Source organism: Streptomyces sp. So13.3 (genome assembly GCF_005860785.2).
In the GTDB taxonomy this organism is placed as follows: Bacteria; Actinomycetota; Actinomycetes; order Streptomycetales; family Streptomycetaceae; genus Actinacidiphila; species Actinacidiphila fildesensis.
On the sequence record NZ_CP048835.1, the window covers coordinates 6,515,180 to 6,529,854 of the forward strand.

Below are 14,675 nucleotides of genomic sequence, written 5' to 3' on the forward strand. Positions count from 1 at the left end.
TGCTTCCGGCGGGGGATCTGGATCACGATGGCCGCGTCCATGGAGCACGACCGGAAGGCAGCACATGTCCCTCGAAGCGACCGTTGGAGACGACGGGATGATCTACATCCGCGAGACCGACGAGCCGGAGATCGTGGCCGTCACCAGTCCCGCCAAGTGGGAGGCGTTCGTGAAGGGCGTCAAGGCGGGGGAGTTCGACGCGTTCGCTGAGGAGCCGGACACGGCTTAGAGCTTGCCCTCAGCCCGGTCCTGTCGCGGCGGATCCTGGAAGCTCACCCGGAACAGGGCGCCGCCGCCCGGTGCGGGTTCCGCCGTGATGGTGGCGCCATGGGCGTGGGCGATCTGCCGGGCCATGGCGAGGCCGAGGCCCGAACCGGGCAGTGCGCGGGCGGAGTCCGCGCGGTAGAAGCGGTCGAAGACGTAAGGGGCGTCCTGCGGGGCGATCCCCGGCCCGTGGTCGCGGACGGTCAGCTCCACCACCTCCCCCTCCCCGGGACGGGACCCGGAGCCGGTCCGGGTGAGGGCGACCTCGACCGGGGCTCCCGGCGGGCTGAACTTGGCCGCGTTGTCCACGAGGTTGGTCAGCAGCCGGCTGAGCCGGGCCGGGACGCCGGGGACGTGCGCCTGCGCGGCGGCCGGGTCCGTGGCGAGGGTGAAGGGGACGTCGGGCCAGTGGCCGCGGGCGGCCCGTACGGCATGGCCCGCCAGGTCGGCGAGGCCCACGTCCTCGACCAGCGGCAGCGGTTCCTCGTCCCGCGCCAGCTCGATCAGGTCGTTGACGAGCTGGGTGACCTCGCGCAACTGCCGCTGCAGAGCGCCGGAGGCGCGGTCCCGCTGGGCGTCGGTGAGCCGGTCGGCGCGCGCCAGCAGGTCGGCGTTGGTGCGCAGCGCTGTGAGCGGTGTGCGCAGCTCGTGCGAGGCGTCGGCCACCAGCCGGCGCTGCGCCATGACGGACTGCTCCAGCTCGCCGAGCATGGTGTTGAAGGCGGTGGCGAGCCGGGTGACCTCGTCCTGGCGGTGTTCGGGACCGGCCGGGATCTCGATCCGGTGCCGGGCGTCCCGGGTGGCGGCGATCCGCTCCGCCGTGGCCGTCAGCCGGGCGACCGGCGCCAGTCCCGTCCGGGAGACCCAGTAGCCGAGGAGGGCGGCGAGCAGCACCCCCGTGCCGCCGACGCCCGCGAGCAGCCAGGCGGCCTGCCGGACGCCCTGCTCGACGGTGTCGGACCGCACCGCCACCTGCAGCGCCCGGCCGCCGCCGAAGCCGCTGGTGAACATCCGCGCCGGATGCCCGGACAGCGTGATGTTGCTGAAGTACGCCGGACGGTCGCCGGCCGCGACCTCCCGCACCGGCGCGGAGACCGGCAGCGGATACGGCTCCCGCGGGTCGGCCGCCGGGTCCGCCGGGACGATCTGCGAGCAGGCGGGCGCCGACAGGAACACGCACTCCCCGGCCACCACCTGCGGGCTCTCGCCGCGGTGCTGCTGCTTGACCAGCGTCGCCGACTGGGTGAGATGCAGATCCAGTTGGTGGACGAGTTCGTAGCGGATGACGAAGAAGGCCGCCGCGCAGACCCCGACCGCGACCAGGGCGACGGCGGCGGACGCCGCGACCGCCAGCCGGGTGCGCAGTGGCCGGTGCCGGCGCCAGCGCGCCATCCCGCGGGTCCCCGTCACCCGAGGTCCAGCCGGTAGCCGACGCCGTGCACGGTCTGCACCAGCCGCGGCTCGCCGCCCGCCTCCAGCTTCCGCCGCAGATAACCGATGTAGACGGCCAGCGAGTTGGAGTCCGGGCCGAAGTCATGGCCCCAGACCCGCTCCAGGATCACCTCGCGCGGCAGCGCCTGGCCCGGATGCCGCATCAGCAGCTCCAGCAGCGCGAACTCGGTACGGCTGAACTCCAGCGGGCGGCCGCCTCTGCTGCCGGTGCGGGTGACCGGCTGGACGACCAGATCCGCGTACGAAAGTTCCGGTTCCTCGCCGCCCCCCGACGCGGCCCGGCGCAGCAACGCCCTTAGCCGGGCCAGCAGTTCGTCCAGTGCGAACGGCTTGACGAGATAGTCGTCGGCGCCCGCGTCCAGGCCGTCGACCCGCTCGCTCACCGAGTCGAGCGCCGTGAGGACGAGCACGGGCGTACGGTCGCCCAGCCCGCGCAGCCGCCGGCAGACCGCCAGCCCGTCGAGCACCGGCATCATCACGTCCAGCACGATCGCGTCCGGCTGCCAGGCCGCCACCTCCGACAGCGCGGCGAGCCCGTCGGCGGCCCCGCGCACCGCGTAGCCCTCGACGGTGAGGCCGTCCTCGACGGCGGCGCGTACCTCGGGTTCGTCGTCCACGACGAGGATGCGGGCGGGCGGTGGTGCAGTGTCCATGGGCCCAAGGGTCCCAAACCGGGCTCTTAGAACCCTCTTAGACCGTCCCGTCAGCGTTGCGGCCATGCGGACCTCACAGGACATTCCACTGTCAGTGGTCATCGGGGCGGGCGGCACCGGTGGGCACATCTATCCAGGACTGGCACTCGCCGACGCGCTGCGCCGGGCCGATCCACGGGCGGTCGTCACCTTCGTCGGCACCGAACGCGGGCTGGAGACCCGGCTGATACCGGAAGCCGGCTACCGGCTGCACACGGTCAACATGATCCCGTTCGACCGGTCGCTCGGCGCCCGCCGCTATCTGCTGCCGGCCGCGCTGCTGAGCTCGGCGGTGCGCTGCCGGACGATCCTGCGCGAGCAGGGCGCGCAGATCGCGGTGGGGATGGGCGGCTATCCCAGCGCGCCGGTGATCCTCGGGGCGCGGCTGGCGGGGCTGCCGAGCCTGGTCCACGAGTCCAACGCGGTGCCGGGCCGCGCCAACCAGTTCGCGGCCCGGCTCACCCCGAACATCGCGCTGGCCTTCGACCGCAGCCGCGCGCATCTGCCGTCCGGCAGCACGGCGGAGACCGTGGGCATGCCGCTGTCCGGGCCGCTGGCCACCCTGGACCGGGCCGCCCTGCGCGGCCGGGCCCGCGCCGAGCTGGGCGTACCGGCCGGGGCCCGGCTGGTCCTCGTCAACGGCGGCAGCCTGGGCGCCACCCGGCTGACCGACGCGGCGATCGGACTCGCCGCGCGCTGGCGGGACCGGAACGACGTACGGCTGCTCATCAAGACGGGCCCGGCCGCGCTCGCCGAGGCCAGGACCCGGCTGGCCGGGAACCCGGTCGCCGAGGCCGTCCCGTACCTGGACCGGATGGACCTCGCCTACGCGGCCGCCGACCTGGTGATCTGCCGGGCCGGGTCCGCGACCATCGCCGAACTGGCCACGACCGGGGTGCCCGCCGTGCTCGTCCCTTATCCACACGCGCCCGGCGACCACCAGACGCACAACGCCCGCGTCCTGTCCGACGCCGGGGCCGCCGTGCTGCTCCCCGACGCCGAAGCGACCGCCGACCGGCTGGCCGCGCTCGTCGAGCCGCTGCTGCGCGACCCGCGCCGGCTCGCCGCGATGAGCGGCGCCGCCGACCCCGGCACCCACGCCCGGGCGGCCGATCTGCTCGCCGCCAAGACTCTCGAACTGAGGAACGCCGCATGACAGCGACCACATCTTTGAACCCTGTCGACTGGACCGGCCGCACCGTCCTGGTGACCGGCGCCGAGGGCTTCATCGGCAGCACCCTGGTCGACCTGCTGGTCGAGCGCGGCGCGAACGTCCGCGCCCTGGTGCACTACAAGCCCTACGGCGAACGCGGCCACCTCGCCGGCTATCTGCGGCCGGACAGCCCCGTCGAGATGCTCGCGGGCGATGTCCGCGACGCGGGCCGCGTCATGGACGCCGTCGACGGCTGCGACACCGTCTTCCACCTCGCGGCACTGATCGGCATCCCGTACAGCTACCAGGCCCCCGAGGCCTATGTGCAGACGAACGTGGCCGGCACCCAGAACGTCGCCGGTGCCTGTCTGCGGCACGGAGTGCGCCGGCTCGTCCACACCTCCACCAGCGAGGTCTACGGCAGCGCGCTCACCGTGCCGATCAGCGAGAGCCACCCGCTGCAGCCGCAGTCCCCGTACTCCGCCTCGAAGATCGGCGCGGACATGACGGCGCTGTCGTACTTCCACTCCTTCGAGCTGCCCGTCACGGTCGTCCGGCCCTTCAACACCTACGGCCCCCGGCAGTCCGCGCGCGCCGTCATTCCGGCGATCCTCGCCCAGCTGCACTCCGGCGCCCGGCAGATCCGCCTCGGATCCCTCGCGCCGACCCGCGACTTCACCTACGCCACCGACACCGCCGCCGGCTTCCTGGCCCTGGCCGGCTGCGACCGGGCCCTCGGCGAGGTCGTCAACCTCGGCACCGGCCGCGAGGTCTCCATCGGCGACATCGCCCGCTCCCTGATCGCCGCCTCCGGCCGAGAAGCGGAGATCGTCGTCGACCCGGCCCGCCTGCGCCCCTCGGGCAGCGAGGTCCAGCGCCTGCTGTCGGACAACTCCCGGGCGCGCCAGTGGGCGGGATGGGAGCCACAGGTGTCCCTGGAGGAGGGACTGCGCCGCACCTCGGAGTGGGTCGCGGAGAACCTGAACCTCTTCGCGACGGACCGCTACCAGGTGTAGAGGCGGCCCCGGGTCAGCGGATGGCCGCCAGGCCGCCCAGCAGCAACGTCGTGAAGGTGCGGGCCCAGGCCGCGTCCACCGGTTCGCCGCTGACCAGGGTGCGGTGGACGACGGCGCCGGCGATGACGTCGAAGATGAGGTCGATCTGGGTGGCGGTGTCCGTGCCGTGGGGGCCCAGCGGCGGGCCGTCCGGCGGGAGTTCGCCGCGCTCCTGGGCGCGCCGGCGGCCGAGGACCACGAGGCACTTCTGCCGGTCCACGATGGCCTCGCGGATCCGCCGCCGCAATGCTTCGTCGTGGGTGGACTCGGCGACGACGGCCATCAGGGCGGTCCTGGCCTCGGGGAGCGCGAGCAGCGCCGCGAACTGCAGCACCACGTCCTCGATGTCGGCCTGGAGGCTTCCCCGGTCGGGCAGCTCCAGTTCGTCGAAGAGCACCGCGACCGCGTCGACGACCAGCTCGTTCTTGCCCGCCCAGCGGCGGTAGAGGGTGGTCTTGGCGACGCCGGCCCGGGTGGCGACATCGCCCATCGTCAGCCCGCCCCAGCCCAGTTCGACCAGGGCGGCCCTGGTGGCTTCCAGGATCGCGTGGTCGGCGTCGGCGCTGCGGGGGCGGCCCGTCTTCTTCGCTGAAGTGCCGTTGTGCATGGCTGGGACCATACCGGCCAGTACGCCGGGTGGCCCGCGACCGCTCCGTGACCGGGATCACGCCGCCCCGCGGGGTTGAAGCTTGCGGGGACCGGACAGTTTGGAGTTACGCTACGACTCGTAGCGAAAGAGCGATGACCACTGGCGCAGGTGGGGACCCACGCCGAGAAGGACACTCTGGAACAGCGGTGGAGGCTCCCGGCTGTCCGCGATCCGGCGGACGGTTCGGGGGCCGTTCACACTTTTTTACGACGAGGGGGGAGGATTGACCTCATGCAGCCACGGAACATGTCCATGAGCGGCGTGGTCGACCTCGCCGCGCTGAAGGCGGCCGGTGAGGCCAAGGCGAAGGCCGAGCAGGCCAGGGCGCAACGGCAGGACGCCGGCGCCCCCGCCCCTTCCGCCGCCTCCCCGCTCGTCATCGATGTCACCGAGGAGACTTTCGAGAGCGAAGTACTGCAGCGCTCCTCCGAGGTCCCGGTCGTCATCAGCTTCTGGGCCGAACAGGCCGAGCAGAGCAAGCAGCTCAACGAGACGCTGGAACGGCTGGTCGGCGAGTACGCCGGCCGCTTCCTGCTGGCCCGCGCCGATGTGTACGCCAACCAGCTGCTGTTCCAGCAGTTCGGCGCCCAGGGCGTGCCGGCCGTCTTCGCGGTGCTCGCCGGTCAGGCGATGCCGCTCTTCCAGGGTGCGGCCGCCGACGACCAGATCCGCGAGGTGCTGGACCAGCTGATCGCCGTGGGCGAGCAGCGCTTCGGCATCGTCGGCGCTCCGGTCGAGGCGGGCGCGGCTCCGGCCGCCGCCGCCACCCCCGAGCCCCGGCCCGCCACTCCGCAGGAGCTGGCGCTGTCCGCCGCGCACGACGCGCTGGACGCGGGCGATCTGGGCGGCGCCGTCCAGGCGTACCGGAATGTGCTGGCGGACGAGCCGGCCAACGCCGAGGCCAAGCTCGGCCTGGCCCAGGCCGAACTGTTGCAGCGGGTGCAGGACGCCGACCCGCAGGCGGTCCGCAAGGCCGCCGCCGACAACCCCGCCGATGTGCCGGCCCAGCTGGCCGCGGCGGATCTCGACCTCGTCGGCGGGCATGTCGAGGACGCCTTCGGGCGACTGGTGGACACCGTGCGCCGTACGGCCGGTGACGACCGGGACGCGGCACGGCTGCGTCTGCTGGAACTCTTCGACGTCATCGGCACCGACGACCCCCGCGTGGTGACAGCGCGTGTCGCACTGGCTCGCGTCCTGTTCTGACCGCAGCTGATTCATCGATACGGCGACCGCACTTTACGCAATCGTGATGAAGTGCGGTCGCTGTTACTTCCGGTAAGAGAGTGACCCCTTTTCTTCCGGAAATCTTTCTCTTTGTCGGACATTCACGCCCTCGCCGCAACTACGCTGCGTGATATCGCGACGTTTGATGATCGCGCTCTCGACATCCTTCCGTTACTCGCTGGTAACGAGACCTCTTGTGCAGCGGCTGGGAATGGACCACCATCGGCCAAGCTCGGTCCTGTTCCCCCGACCATCCGGCAGCCAGCTGGTGCGGCTGGGGGCGACCCCCAGCGGTAGCCGGGGGAGGGTCCCCACCGAGTGGAAGTGCACGGCGTAACTGCCGCCGCTTCCGGACAGGGGGGTCTCTGCCCACCCAGCAGGGCCTGTCCAGCAGGTTGCGCGAGAGCGTGGCCAGTGGTTGTCGCTCGGGGGTGATCGCTGATGATTCGGACTGCGCCGTCCGCATACCCGCGGACCGGCCTTCGATGACGGCGCTCCCTTTCCCGAGGACGTAGCTCTTCTCCCCATCCCGGCCCCGGATCTCCATATCCGGCCGGATGTGTACGTCCGATCAGGAGGAAAGTCATGGAGTCGGTCGTTAGAGGCGGCACCAAGTGGAAGCGGTTCGCCGTTGTCATGGTGCCGGGTATTGCTGCCACGGCAGTGATCGGCATGGCGCTCGCACAGGGCGCGCTCGCCGCGTCGTTCGCAGTGTCCGGCCAGAACTTCAAGGTCAGCGCTGACGAGCTGCACGGCTTCGGGTTCGTCCAGTACGGCGCGATGGACGCCCAGGTCGGCGGCACCACTGTGCCGGTCGCGGTCTCGGGCTTCCACTCCGCCGACATCACCAAGATGTGCCAGTCCGTTATCACGCATGTCCCGGTCTTCGGCGATGTGACGCTGCGGCTGGAGGCCGGTGGCAAGGGCACGCCGGTCCACGCCGAGAACCTGTACATCGACCTGGACCAGCTCAACGCGGACGCGTCGTTCACGAACATCAACATCGGTGTTCCGGCAGGCGCGGCGGGCAACAACAAGGACGCCACGGGCATCGACGGCCCGCACAAGGCCGGCCAGGGTCCGCAGAACCCGGGCGCCTTCGCCCAGGAGGCCCAGGAGGCCACGCTGACCAAGGTGCAGCAGACCGCTTGGGCGACCAGCGCGGGCACCTTCAAGCTCAGCGGATTGAGCCTGTCGGTCAAGAAGGGCAGTAACGAGTGCTACTAGGCACTTGACCGGTCGGGTGAGGGGTTTGCGCCCCTCACCCGGTCGCCCTCCAACTTTCTTGCGCAAAAAAGTCAGTCCCAGGGAGCTGTTCCATGAGTGCCGAGTCGACAGGGCTGCAGGGTCACGAACCAAACGCCTTCCATACCGCCCACACGCGTTTCCGTAACTGGCGGTGGCAGCGGCCGTTCTGGGCGGGCCTGCTGACCCTCCTGGGGGGCATCCCCATCGCGTACCTTCCGTACGCGAACCTGACCCTCGGCCAGCTCACCGTGCGGATGTCCACCACGGCGGGCGCCGGGTCGCTGATCATCGGCATCCTGTTGATGGTGCTCGGGCTGACCATGTGGTTCCAGCCGGTCGTACGCATCTTCGCGGGTGTCGCCGCGATCCTGTTGGCACTGGTGTCGATCCCCGTGTCCAACTTCGGCGGATTCCTGATCGGCTTTCTGCTGGGCCTGGTGGGCGGTTCCCTCGGCATCGCCTGGGCGCCCGGAGTTCCGGCGGCCGACGCTCCCGGTCAGTCGGCCCAACTGCCGGACGGTGCGCCGACCGGTGGCCACGACTCCGGCCCGGAGCCCGAGTACCACCCCGCACCACAGCTGGAGAAGCACTCGGTGTCGCCGGGTGCCGGAGTGGACGAAGTGACCACAGACGACCATGGGAGGCGTAGTGCGGGGTGACGAGGCTCTGCCGGCCGACGGCGACGGACCCCGTACGAGACTGGTGCCGCGCCACGCGGCGCCGAGGAAGTCGCTCTTCACCAAGCTCCAGATGCCCGCGGGCAAGGCGATAGCCATCGCCGCGATGCCCACAGCGGTACTGATGGGCATGGGCATAACCCCGCATCTCGCCCTCGCCGACGAGATGCCGAAGAACCCCTACGCTCCCGGTCCGTGTGTCACGCAGTCCGACACGCCGGCACCGGATGCCACCACAGCCAAGCCGAGCGCGACGCCCTCCGCGACGGAGAGCTCCGCGCCCAGCACGAAGCCGAGCTCCTCGCCGAGCCCGTCCGCGAGCACGGCCGAGCCGAAGAGCGCCCTCAAGGCGCTGCCGAAGACCGTGCCCACGACCGCATCGAAGACCGGGCCGACGGCCACGCCGAGCGCGGCTCCGAAGGCGACGCCGAGCCCGACGAAGTCCTACAACCCGTGGGACCCGCTGGGTGTCGGTGACGCGATCAAGGACGTCCTCGGTCTGAACAAGCCGGCCGCCCCGACGACGGCGCCCACCACGGCACCGCCGACGACCGCTCCCACGACGGCGCCGCCCAAGGCGCCGAGCACGACTCCTGCCAAGGCACCGGCGGCGAAGCCGTCGTCCACGGCGACCACGGCGGCGAAGTCCGCCAAGGCAGCGGCGGACGCGGCGGCCAAGGCGGCCGAGAAGTCGGCCACCGCCACCCCGTCGGCCACCCCGACCACCGTGGACGGCAAGACCCCGTTCCCGTGTCCGACGCACGACGCCAAGGCGCTGGCCGACGCGCCGTACGAGACGGAGCACGGTCTGCTCCCGGACCAGCCCTGGTACCTGGAATCCAGCGTGCTGACGCTGAAGGGCCTGGACTACAAGGGCATCGTCACGGTCCGGACGACCAACGGCACGATGAAGAAGGTCCTGAAGTTCACCGCGTCCTCGCTGGACATCAAGGATCTGCACCAGCTCGTCAACGGCCCCGGCTACGTCCACCACGTCCAGGGTCCTGGCACGACGTCCACGATCCAGAACGGCACGGTGACGATGTACACCGAGGAGCTGAAGGGCAACCTCTTCGGCCTCATCCCGGTGACGTTCAGCCCGGACACGCCCCCGCCGATCAACGTTCCGCTGGCGGTCTTCACGAACGTCAAGATCCGCCAGGCCGGACAGTTCGGCGGCACGCTGCACATCAGCAACCTGCACCAGTCGATCACCAAGGGCACCTACCCGTAACCGAGGGCGCCCCCAGAGACCCGTCCGGGAGCCGCACAAACGCCGAGGGCGCCGAACCCGTCAGGGGTTCGGCGCCCTCGGCGCATTGCGTGCCACGACCTTCCGTGCCACGACCTTCCGTGCCACGACCTTCCGTGCCACGACCTCCGTGCCGCGACGCCGTGTGCGGCGGCGTCGCGTGCCGGGCGGCTACTTGCGGATGTCGTCGCCCAGGTGGTGCACCCGGACCATGTTGGTGTTGCCGGGGACGCCGGGGGGCGAACCGGCGGTGATGATCACGGTGTCACCCGCGTTGTACTCCTTGAGCTTGAGCATCTCGGTGTCGACGACGTCCACCATGGCGTCGGTGTTGTCGACGTACGGGACCACGTACGTCTCGACGCCCCAGGTCAGCGCGAGCTGGTTGCGGGTCGAGGGGTCGGTGGTGAACGCCAGCACCGGGGCCGGGACGCGGTAGCGGGCCAGCCGGCGGGCGGTGTCGCCGGACTGGGTGAACGCGACCAGGGTCTTGGCGTCCAGGAAGTCGGCCAGCTCGGCCGCGGCGCGGGCCACGGCGCCGCCCTGGGTGCGCGGCTTCTTGCCGGGCGCCAGCGGCTGCAGGCCGCGCTTGAGCAGCTCCTCCTCGGCGGCTTCGACGATGCGGGACATCGTCTTGACCGTGTCGATCGGGTACTTGCCCACGGAGGACTCGGCGGAGAGCATGACCGCGTCCGCGCCGTCGAGGATCGCGTTGGCGACGTCGGAGGCCTCGGCGCGCGTCGGGCGCGAGTTGGTGATCATCGACTCCATCATCTGGGTCGCGACGATCACCGGCTTGGCGTTGCGGCGGCAGAGCTCGATGAGCTGCTTCTGGACGACCGGCACCCGCTCCAGCGGGTACTCCACGGCGAGGTCGCCACGGGCGACCATGACCGCGTCGAAGGCCATGACCACGGCCTCCATGTTCTCGACCGCCTGCGGCTTCTCCACCTTGGCGATGACGGGGACCCGGCGGCCCTCCTCGTCCATGACGCGGTGGACGTCCTTGACGTCCGAGGCGTCGCGGACGAACGACAGGGCGACCATGTCGACGCCCATCGCCAGCGCGAAGCGCAGGTCCTCGATGTCCTTCTCGGACAGCGCCGGGACGTTCACGGCCGCGCCGGGAAGGTTGATGCCCTTGTGGTCGGAGATCACTCCGCCCTCGACGACCAGACACCGCACCCGGGGGCCCTCGACCTGGATGACCCGCAGGGCGACGTTGCCGTCGTTGATCAGGATCGGGTCGCCCTTGCTGACATCGCCGGGCAGGCCCTTGTACGTGGTGCCGCAGATGGTCTTGTCGCCGGGGACGTCCTCGGCGGTGATGGTGAACTCGTCACCCGAGACCAGCTCGACGGGTCCGTCGGCGAACTTGGCCAGCCGGATCTTGGGGCCCTGCAGGTCGGCGAGGACGCCGATCGCACGGCCGGTCTCCTCGGCGACCTTGCGCACGCGCTGATAGCGCTCCTCGTGCTCGGCGTGAGTTCCGTGGCTGAAGTTGAAACGGGCCACGTTCATGCCGGCCTCGGCCAGCGTCTTCAGCTGGTCGTAGGAGTCGACGGCGGGTCCCAGGGTGCAAACAATCTTTGCTCGGCGCATGGGCGCAATCCTATCGGGTTTGTTCCGCTCCGGAATATTCCTGGGGCGTCGTGGGTATGAAGCGAGGTCAGCGTTGGGCGAGCGCATAGGTGGCACGGGCGATCTCGAGCTCTTCGTCGGTGGGGATCACGGCCACCGCGACTCTGCTGGTGTCCGTGGAGATCAGCCGCGCGGCATGGCCGCGGACGGCGTTGCCCACGGCGTCGACCTCGATACCGAGGGTCTCCAGGCCCTGCAGGGCCGCTTCGCGCACCGCGGCGGAGTTCTCCCCGACCCCGGCGGTGAAGGCGATGGCGTCCACCCGGCCCAGTACGGCGGTGTACGCGCCGATGTATTTGCGCAGGCGGTGGATGTAGATGTCGAACGCCAGCCGGGCGGCCTTGTCGCCCTCGGCCATGCGGCGTCCGATCTCGCGCATGTCGTTGTCACCGCACAGGCCGAGCAAGCCACTGCGTTTGTTGAGCAGGGTGTCGATCTCGTCCACCGTCATTCCACCTACGCGCGCCAGGTGGAAGACTACCGCCGGGTCGAGATCGCCCGAACGGGTGCCCATGACCAGACCCTCCAGCGGCGTCAGCCCCATCGAGGTCTCCACGCAGGTTCCGCCCGCCACCGCGGAGGCGGAGGCGCCGTTCCCCAGATGCAGCACGATGACGTTGACCTGGGACGACTCCTTGCCGAGCAGCTCCGCTGCGGCGCGCGAGACGAACGCGTGCGAGGTGCCGTGGAAGCCGTAGCGGCGGATCTCGTAACGGTCCGCCGTCCCGGTGTCGATCGCGTACCGGGCGGCGTGCTCGGGGATCGTCGAGTGGAACGCGGTGTCGAAGACCGCGACCTGCGGCAGGTCCGGGCGCAGCTCGCGGGCGACCTTGATGCCGGTGATGTTCGCCGGGTTGTGCAGCGGGGCGAGCGGCACCAGCTTCTCGATCGCCGCGACGACCTCGTCGGTGATCAGCGTCGGCTCGGTGAAGCGGGTACCGCCGTGCACGACGCGGTGGCCGACCGCCGCCAGCTCGGGGGAGTCCAGGCCGAGGCCCTGCCCGTCCAGCTCGGCGGCGATGATGCGCAGGGCGGCGTCGTGGTCGGCGACCTCGCCCTCGCCGATCCGCTCGACCAGCCCGGCGGCGAGCCGGCTGTCCGCGCCGGGACCGGCGGCCATGTCCAGCAGCTGGTACTTGACGGAGGACGAGCCGGAATTGAGGACGAGGACGCGGGAGGGGCTGCCGGCCGGTCCTGCGGGGCTGCTCACTGGGTGTCTCCTTCGCCCTGCTGCCGCGCCGGGGATTCGCCCTGCGCCTGGATGGCCGTGATGGCGACCGTGTTCACGATGTCCTGGACCAGAGCACCGCGCGACAGGTCGTTGACCGGCTTGCGCAGGCCCTGCAGCACCGGACCGACCGCGACCGCGCCGGCCGACCGCTGGACGGCCTTGTAGGTGTTGTTGCCGGTGTTGAGGTCGGGGAAGACCAGCACGGTGGCCTGGCCAGCCACCGCCGAGTCCGGCATCTTGGTGGCCGCGACCGACGGTTCGACGGCCGCGTCGTACTGGATCGGACCGTCGACGGCCAGGTCGGGGCGGCGCTCGCGCACCAGCTCGGTGGCCTTGCGGACCTTGTCGACGTCCGCGCCGGAGCCCGAGGTTCCGGTGGAGTACGACAGCATCGCGATCCGCGGCTGCACACCGAACTGGGCGGCGGTTGCCGCCGCCTGGATGGCGATGTCCGCCAGCTGCTCGGCGTCCGGGTCCGGGTTGACGGCGCAGTCGCCGTAGACGAGGACCTTGTCGGCCAGGCACATGAAGAACACCGAGCTGACGATCGCCGCGCCCGGCGCGGTCTTGATGATCTCGAAGGCCGGGCGGATGGTGGCCGCGGTGGAGTGCACCGCGCCCGACACCATCCCGTCGGCCAGGCCCTCCTGCACCATCAGGGTGCCGAAGTACGAGACGTCGGCGACGACGTCGTAGGCCAGCTCGTAGGAGACGCCCTTGTGGGCGCGCAGCTTCGCGTACTGCTCGGCGAACCGCTCCCGCAGCGGTGAGGTCTGCGGGTCGACGACGGTGACGCCCGGCTGGTCGAGGGAGATGCCCAGGTCGGCGGCCTTCTTGCGGACCGCGTCCTCGTCGCCGAGCAGGATCAGGTCGCACACTCCGCGCCGCAGCAGCACCTCGGCGGCGCGCAGGATGCGCTCCTCCGCGCCCTCCGGCAGCACGATGCGGCGGCGCTGGGAGCGGGCCCGTTCGATCAGGGTGTGCTCGAACATCATCGGGGTGACGCGCTCGCTGCGCGCGACCGACAGCCGCTCCGTCAACTCGGCGGTGTCCACGTGGGTTTCGAACAGCCCGAGCGCGGTCTCCGCCTTGCGCGGGGTGCCCGCGCCGAGCTTGCCGTCCAGCGCGAACAGCTCGGCGGCGGTGGGGAAGCTGCCGGCCGCGACCGCGATCACCGGGGTGCCGGGCGCGAGCCGCGCCGCCAGCGCCAGGATGTCCGGGCCCGGCCGCTCGTCGAGGGTGAGCAGCACGCCCGCGATCGGCGGGGCACCGGCCGAGTGCGCGGCGAGCGAGCCGATGATGAGGTCGGCGCGGTCCCCGGGGGTGACCACCAGACAGCCGGGGGTCAGCGCGGGCAGGAAGGCCGGCAGCATCGCGCCGCCGAAGACGAAGTCCAGCGCGTCGCGGGAGAGCCCGGCGTCATCGCCGAGCAGGACGTCCGCGCCGAGTGCCTCGACGATCTGCGCCACGGTGGGCGCCGACAGCGCGGGCTCCTCGGGGATGACGTAGACGGGCACCTCGGGCCGGCGGGCGAGCCGGCGGCCGGCCTCGTCCGCCTCCGCCGGGCCGACGCGGTTGGCGACCATGGCGATGACGTCGCAGCCGAGGTTGGTGTAGGCGAGGTAGGCGTTGCGGACCTCGGCGACCACCGATTCGGCCGTCTGGTCGATGCCGCCGATCACCGGCAGCACGGAGGCGCCGCATTCGTTGGCGAGCCGGGCGTTGATGCCCAGCTCCGCCGGAAGATTCGTTTCCGCGAAGTCGGAGCCGAGAATCAGCACCGCCTCGTACTCCCGGGCGACCTCGTGGAACCGGTCCACCAGCCGGGCGGTCAGCGCGTCGCGCCCCTGCTCGGCCTGGAGGGCCGCCGCCTCCGCGTACCCCATGCCGTAGACCGTGGACGGGTCCTGGGACAGCCGGTAGCGGCTGCGCAGCAGATCGAACAGCCGGTCGGGCCCGTCGTGCATCAGCGGCCGGAACACCCCCACCCGGTCGACCTGGCGGGTCAGGAGCTCCATCACCCCCAGTTCGACCACCTGGCGGCCGTCGCCGCGGCCGATCCCCGTTACATAGACGCTGCGCGTCACGCGCGTTCTCCGATCCATCGTCGCGCTGGGTTGCTGCTCATCGCTGC

13 protein-coding genes are annotated in these 14,675 nt (G+C 71.2%); 7 read left to right on the forward strand and 6 right to left on the reverse strand.

What is annotated here, in order from left to right:
• Nucleotides 1-64 precede the first annotated feature (64 nt).
• On the forward strand, nucleotides 65-229 hold the full coding sequence (locus C8250_RS29285) for a DUF397 domain-containing protein (protein WP_138357128.1): 165 nt from the start codon (nucleotides 65-67) through the stop codon (nucleotides 227-229).
• On the opposite strand, the gene C8250_RS29290 is transcribed toward C8250_RS29285, so the two are convergent.
• Both C8250_RS29290 and C8250_RS29295 read right to left on the reverse strand, forming a co-directional pair.
• On the reverse strand, nucleotides 226-1,674 hold the full coding sequence (locus C8250_RS29290) for a HAMP domain-containing sensor histidine kinase (RefSeq protein WP_138357127.1): 1,449 nt from the start codon (nucleotides 1,672-1,674) through the stop codon (nucleotides 226-228). The genes C8250_RS29285 and C8250_RS29290 overlap by 4 nt on opposite strands.
• A complete protein-coding gene (locus tag C8250_RS29295; protein ID WP_138357126.1) occupies nucleotides 1,671-2,369 on the reverse strand; it encodes a response regulator transcription factor in 699 nt (232 codons plus the stop codon). The genes C8250_RS29290 and C8250_RS29295 overlap by 4 nt, the downstream gene beginning before the upstream one ends.
• A 64-nt stretch (nucleotides 2,370-2,433) precedes the next feature.
• Here C8250_RS29295 and C8250_RS29300 point away from each other — a divergent pair, with 64 nt between their 5' ends.
• On the forward strand, nucleotides 2,434-3,564 hold the full coding sequence (locus C8250_RS29300; RefSeq protein ID WP_138357125.1) for a UDP-N-acetylglucosamine--N-acetylmuramyl-(pentapeptide) pyrophosphoryl-undecaprenol N-acetylglucosamine transferase: 1,131 nt from the start codon (nucleotides 2,434-2,436) through the stop codon (nucleotides 3,562-3,564).
• Entirely contained in the window at nucleotides 3,561-4,577 is a 1,017-nt protein-coding gene (locus tag C8250_RS29305) for a GDP-mannose 4,6-dehydratase (protein WP_138357124.1), read from the forward strand. Before C8250_RS29300 ends, C8250_RS29305 begins: the two co-directional genes overlap by 4 nt.
• Before the next feature lie 13 nt (nucleotides 4,578-4,590).
• Here the strand turns inward: C8250_RS29305 and C8250_RS29310 are convergent, their stop codons facing one another.
• Nucleotides 4,591-5,223, reverse strand: a complete 633-nt coding sequence (locus tag C8250_RS29310; protein ID WP_138357123.1) for a TetR/AcrR family transcriptional regulator — start codon at nucleotides 5,221-5,223, stop codon at nucleotides 4,591-4,593.
• A gap of 273 nt (nucleotides 5,224-5,496) precedes the next feature.
• Between C8250_RS29310 and C8250_RS29315 the strand changes: the two genes are divergently transcribed.
• The 4 genes from C8250_RS29315 to C8250_RS29330 all read left to right on the forward strand — a co-directional run bounded on the left by C8250_RS29315 (nucleotide 5,497) and on the right by C8250_RS29330 (nucleotide 9,651).
• Nucleotides 5,497-6,471 carry a tetratricopeptide repeat protein gene (locus C8250_RS29315; protein ID WP_138357122.1) on the forward strand — a complete coding sequence of 325 codons (975 nt, stop codon included), beginning with the start codon at nucleotides 5,497-5,499 and terminating at the stop codon, nucleotides 6,469-6,471.
• Nucleotides 6,472-7,077: 606 nt separating this feature from the next.
• Complete coding sequence (locus tag C8250_RS29320; RefSeq protein ID WP_138357121.1) at nucleotides 7,078-7,719, forward strand: DUF6230 family protein; 642 nt, start codon at nucleotides 7,078-7,080, stop codon at nucleotides 7,717-7,719.
• 92 nt (nucleotides 7,720-7,811) lie between these two features.
• Entirely contained in the window at nucleotides 7,812-8,399 is a 588-nt protein-coding gene (locus C8250_RS29325) for a DUF6114 domain-containing protein (RefSeq protein ID WP_232485221.1), read from the forward strand.
• Nucleotides 8,389-9,651 (forward strand): hydrogenase expression protein HypF, encoded by a 1,263-nt coding sequence (locus C8250_RS29330; protein WP_138357120.1) that lies wholly within the window; start codon nucleotides 8,389-8,391, stop codon nucleotides 9,649-9,651. The genes C8250_RS29325 and C8250_RS29330 overlap by 11 nt, the downstream gene beginning before the upstream one ends.
• Nucleotides 9,652-9,840: 189 nt before the next feature.
• Here C8250_RS29330 and pyk read toward each other — a convergent pair whose 3' ends face one another.
• From pyk to pta, 3 genes are all read right to left on the reverse strand, one after another.
• Nucleotides 9,841-11,271, reverse strand: coding sequence for a pyruvate kinase (pyk, locus tag C8250_RS29335; protein WP_138357119.1), 1,431 nt, complete (start codon nucleotides 11,269-11,271; stop codon nucleotides 9,841-9,843).
• Between the two features lie 67 nt (nucleotides 11,272-11,338).
• The gene (locus C8250_RS29340) at nucleotides 11,339-12,520 is read right to left on the reverse strand and encodes an acetate kinase (protein WP_138357118.1); all 1,182 of its coding nucleotides are present in this window, start codon (nucleotides 12,518-12,520) and stop codon (nucleotides 11,339-11,341) included.
• A complete protein-coding gene (gene pta / locus C8250_RS29345) occupies nucleotides 12,517-14,628 on the reverse strand; it encodes a phosphate acetyltransferase (RefSeq protein ID WP_138357117.1) in 2,112 nt (703 codons plus the stop codon). The genes C8250_RS29340 and pta overlap by 4 nt, the downstream gene beginning before the upstream one ends.
• Nucleotides 14,629-14,675 lie beyond the last annotated feature (47 nt).

Bases quoted from the DNA above. Each gene is read 5' to 3' on its own strand.
- C8250_RS29285 (WP_138357128.1), top strand. From the start codon at position 65: ATGTCCCTCGAAGCGACCGTTGGAGACGACGGGATGATCTACATCCGC.
- C8250_RS29295 (WP_138357126.1), bottom strand. From the start codon at position 2,369: ATGGACACTGCACCACCGCCCGCCCGCATCCTCGTCGTGGACGACGAA.
- C8250_RS29300 (WP_138357125.1), top strand. From the start codon at position 2,434: ATGCGGACCTCACAGGACATTCCACTGTCAGTGGTCATCGGGGCGGGC.
- C8250_RS29305 (WP_138357124.1), top strand. From the start codon at position 3,561: ATGACAGCGACCACATCTTTGAACCCTGTCGACTGGACCGGCCGCACC.
- C8250_RS29310 (WP_138357123.1), bottom strand. From the start codon at position 5,223: ATGCACAACGGCACTTCAGCGAAGAAGACGGGCCGCCCCCGCAGCGCC.
- C8250_RS29315 (WP_138357122.1), top strand. From the start codon at position 5,497: ATGCAGCCACGGAACATGTCCATGAGCGGCGTGGTCGACCTCGCCGCG.
- C8250_RS29320 (WP_138357121.1), top strand. From the start codon at position 7,078: ATGGAGTCGGTCGTTAGAGGCGGCACCAAGTGGAAGCGGTTCGCCGTT.
- C8250_RS29325 (WP_232485221.1), top strand. From the start codon at position 7,812: ATGAGTGCCGAGTCGACAGGGCTGCAGGGTCACGAACCAAACGCCTTC.
- pyk (WP_138357119.1), bottom strand. From the start codon at position 11,271: ATGCGCCGAGCAAAGATTGTTTGCACCCTGGGACCCGCCGTCGACTCC.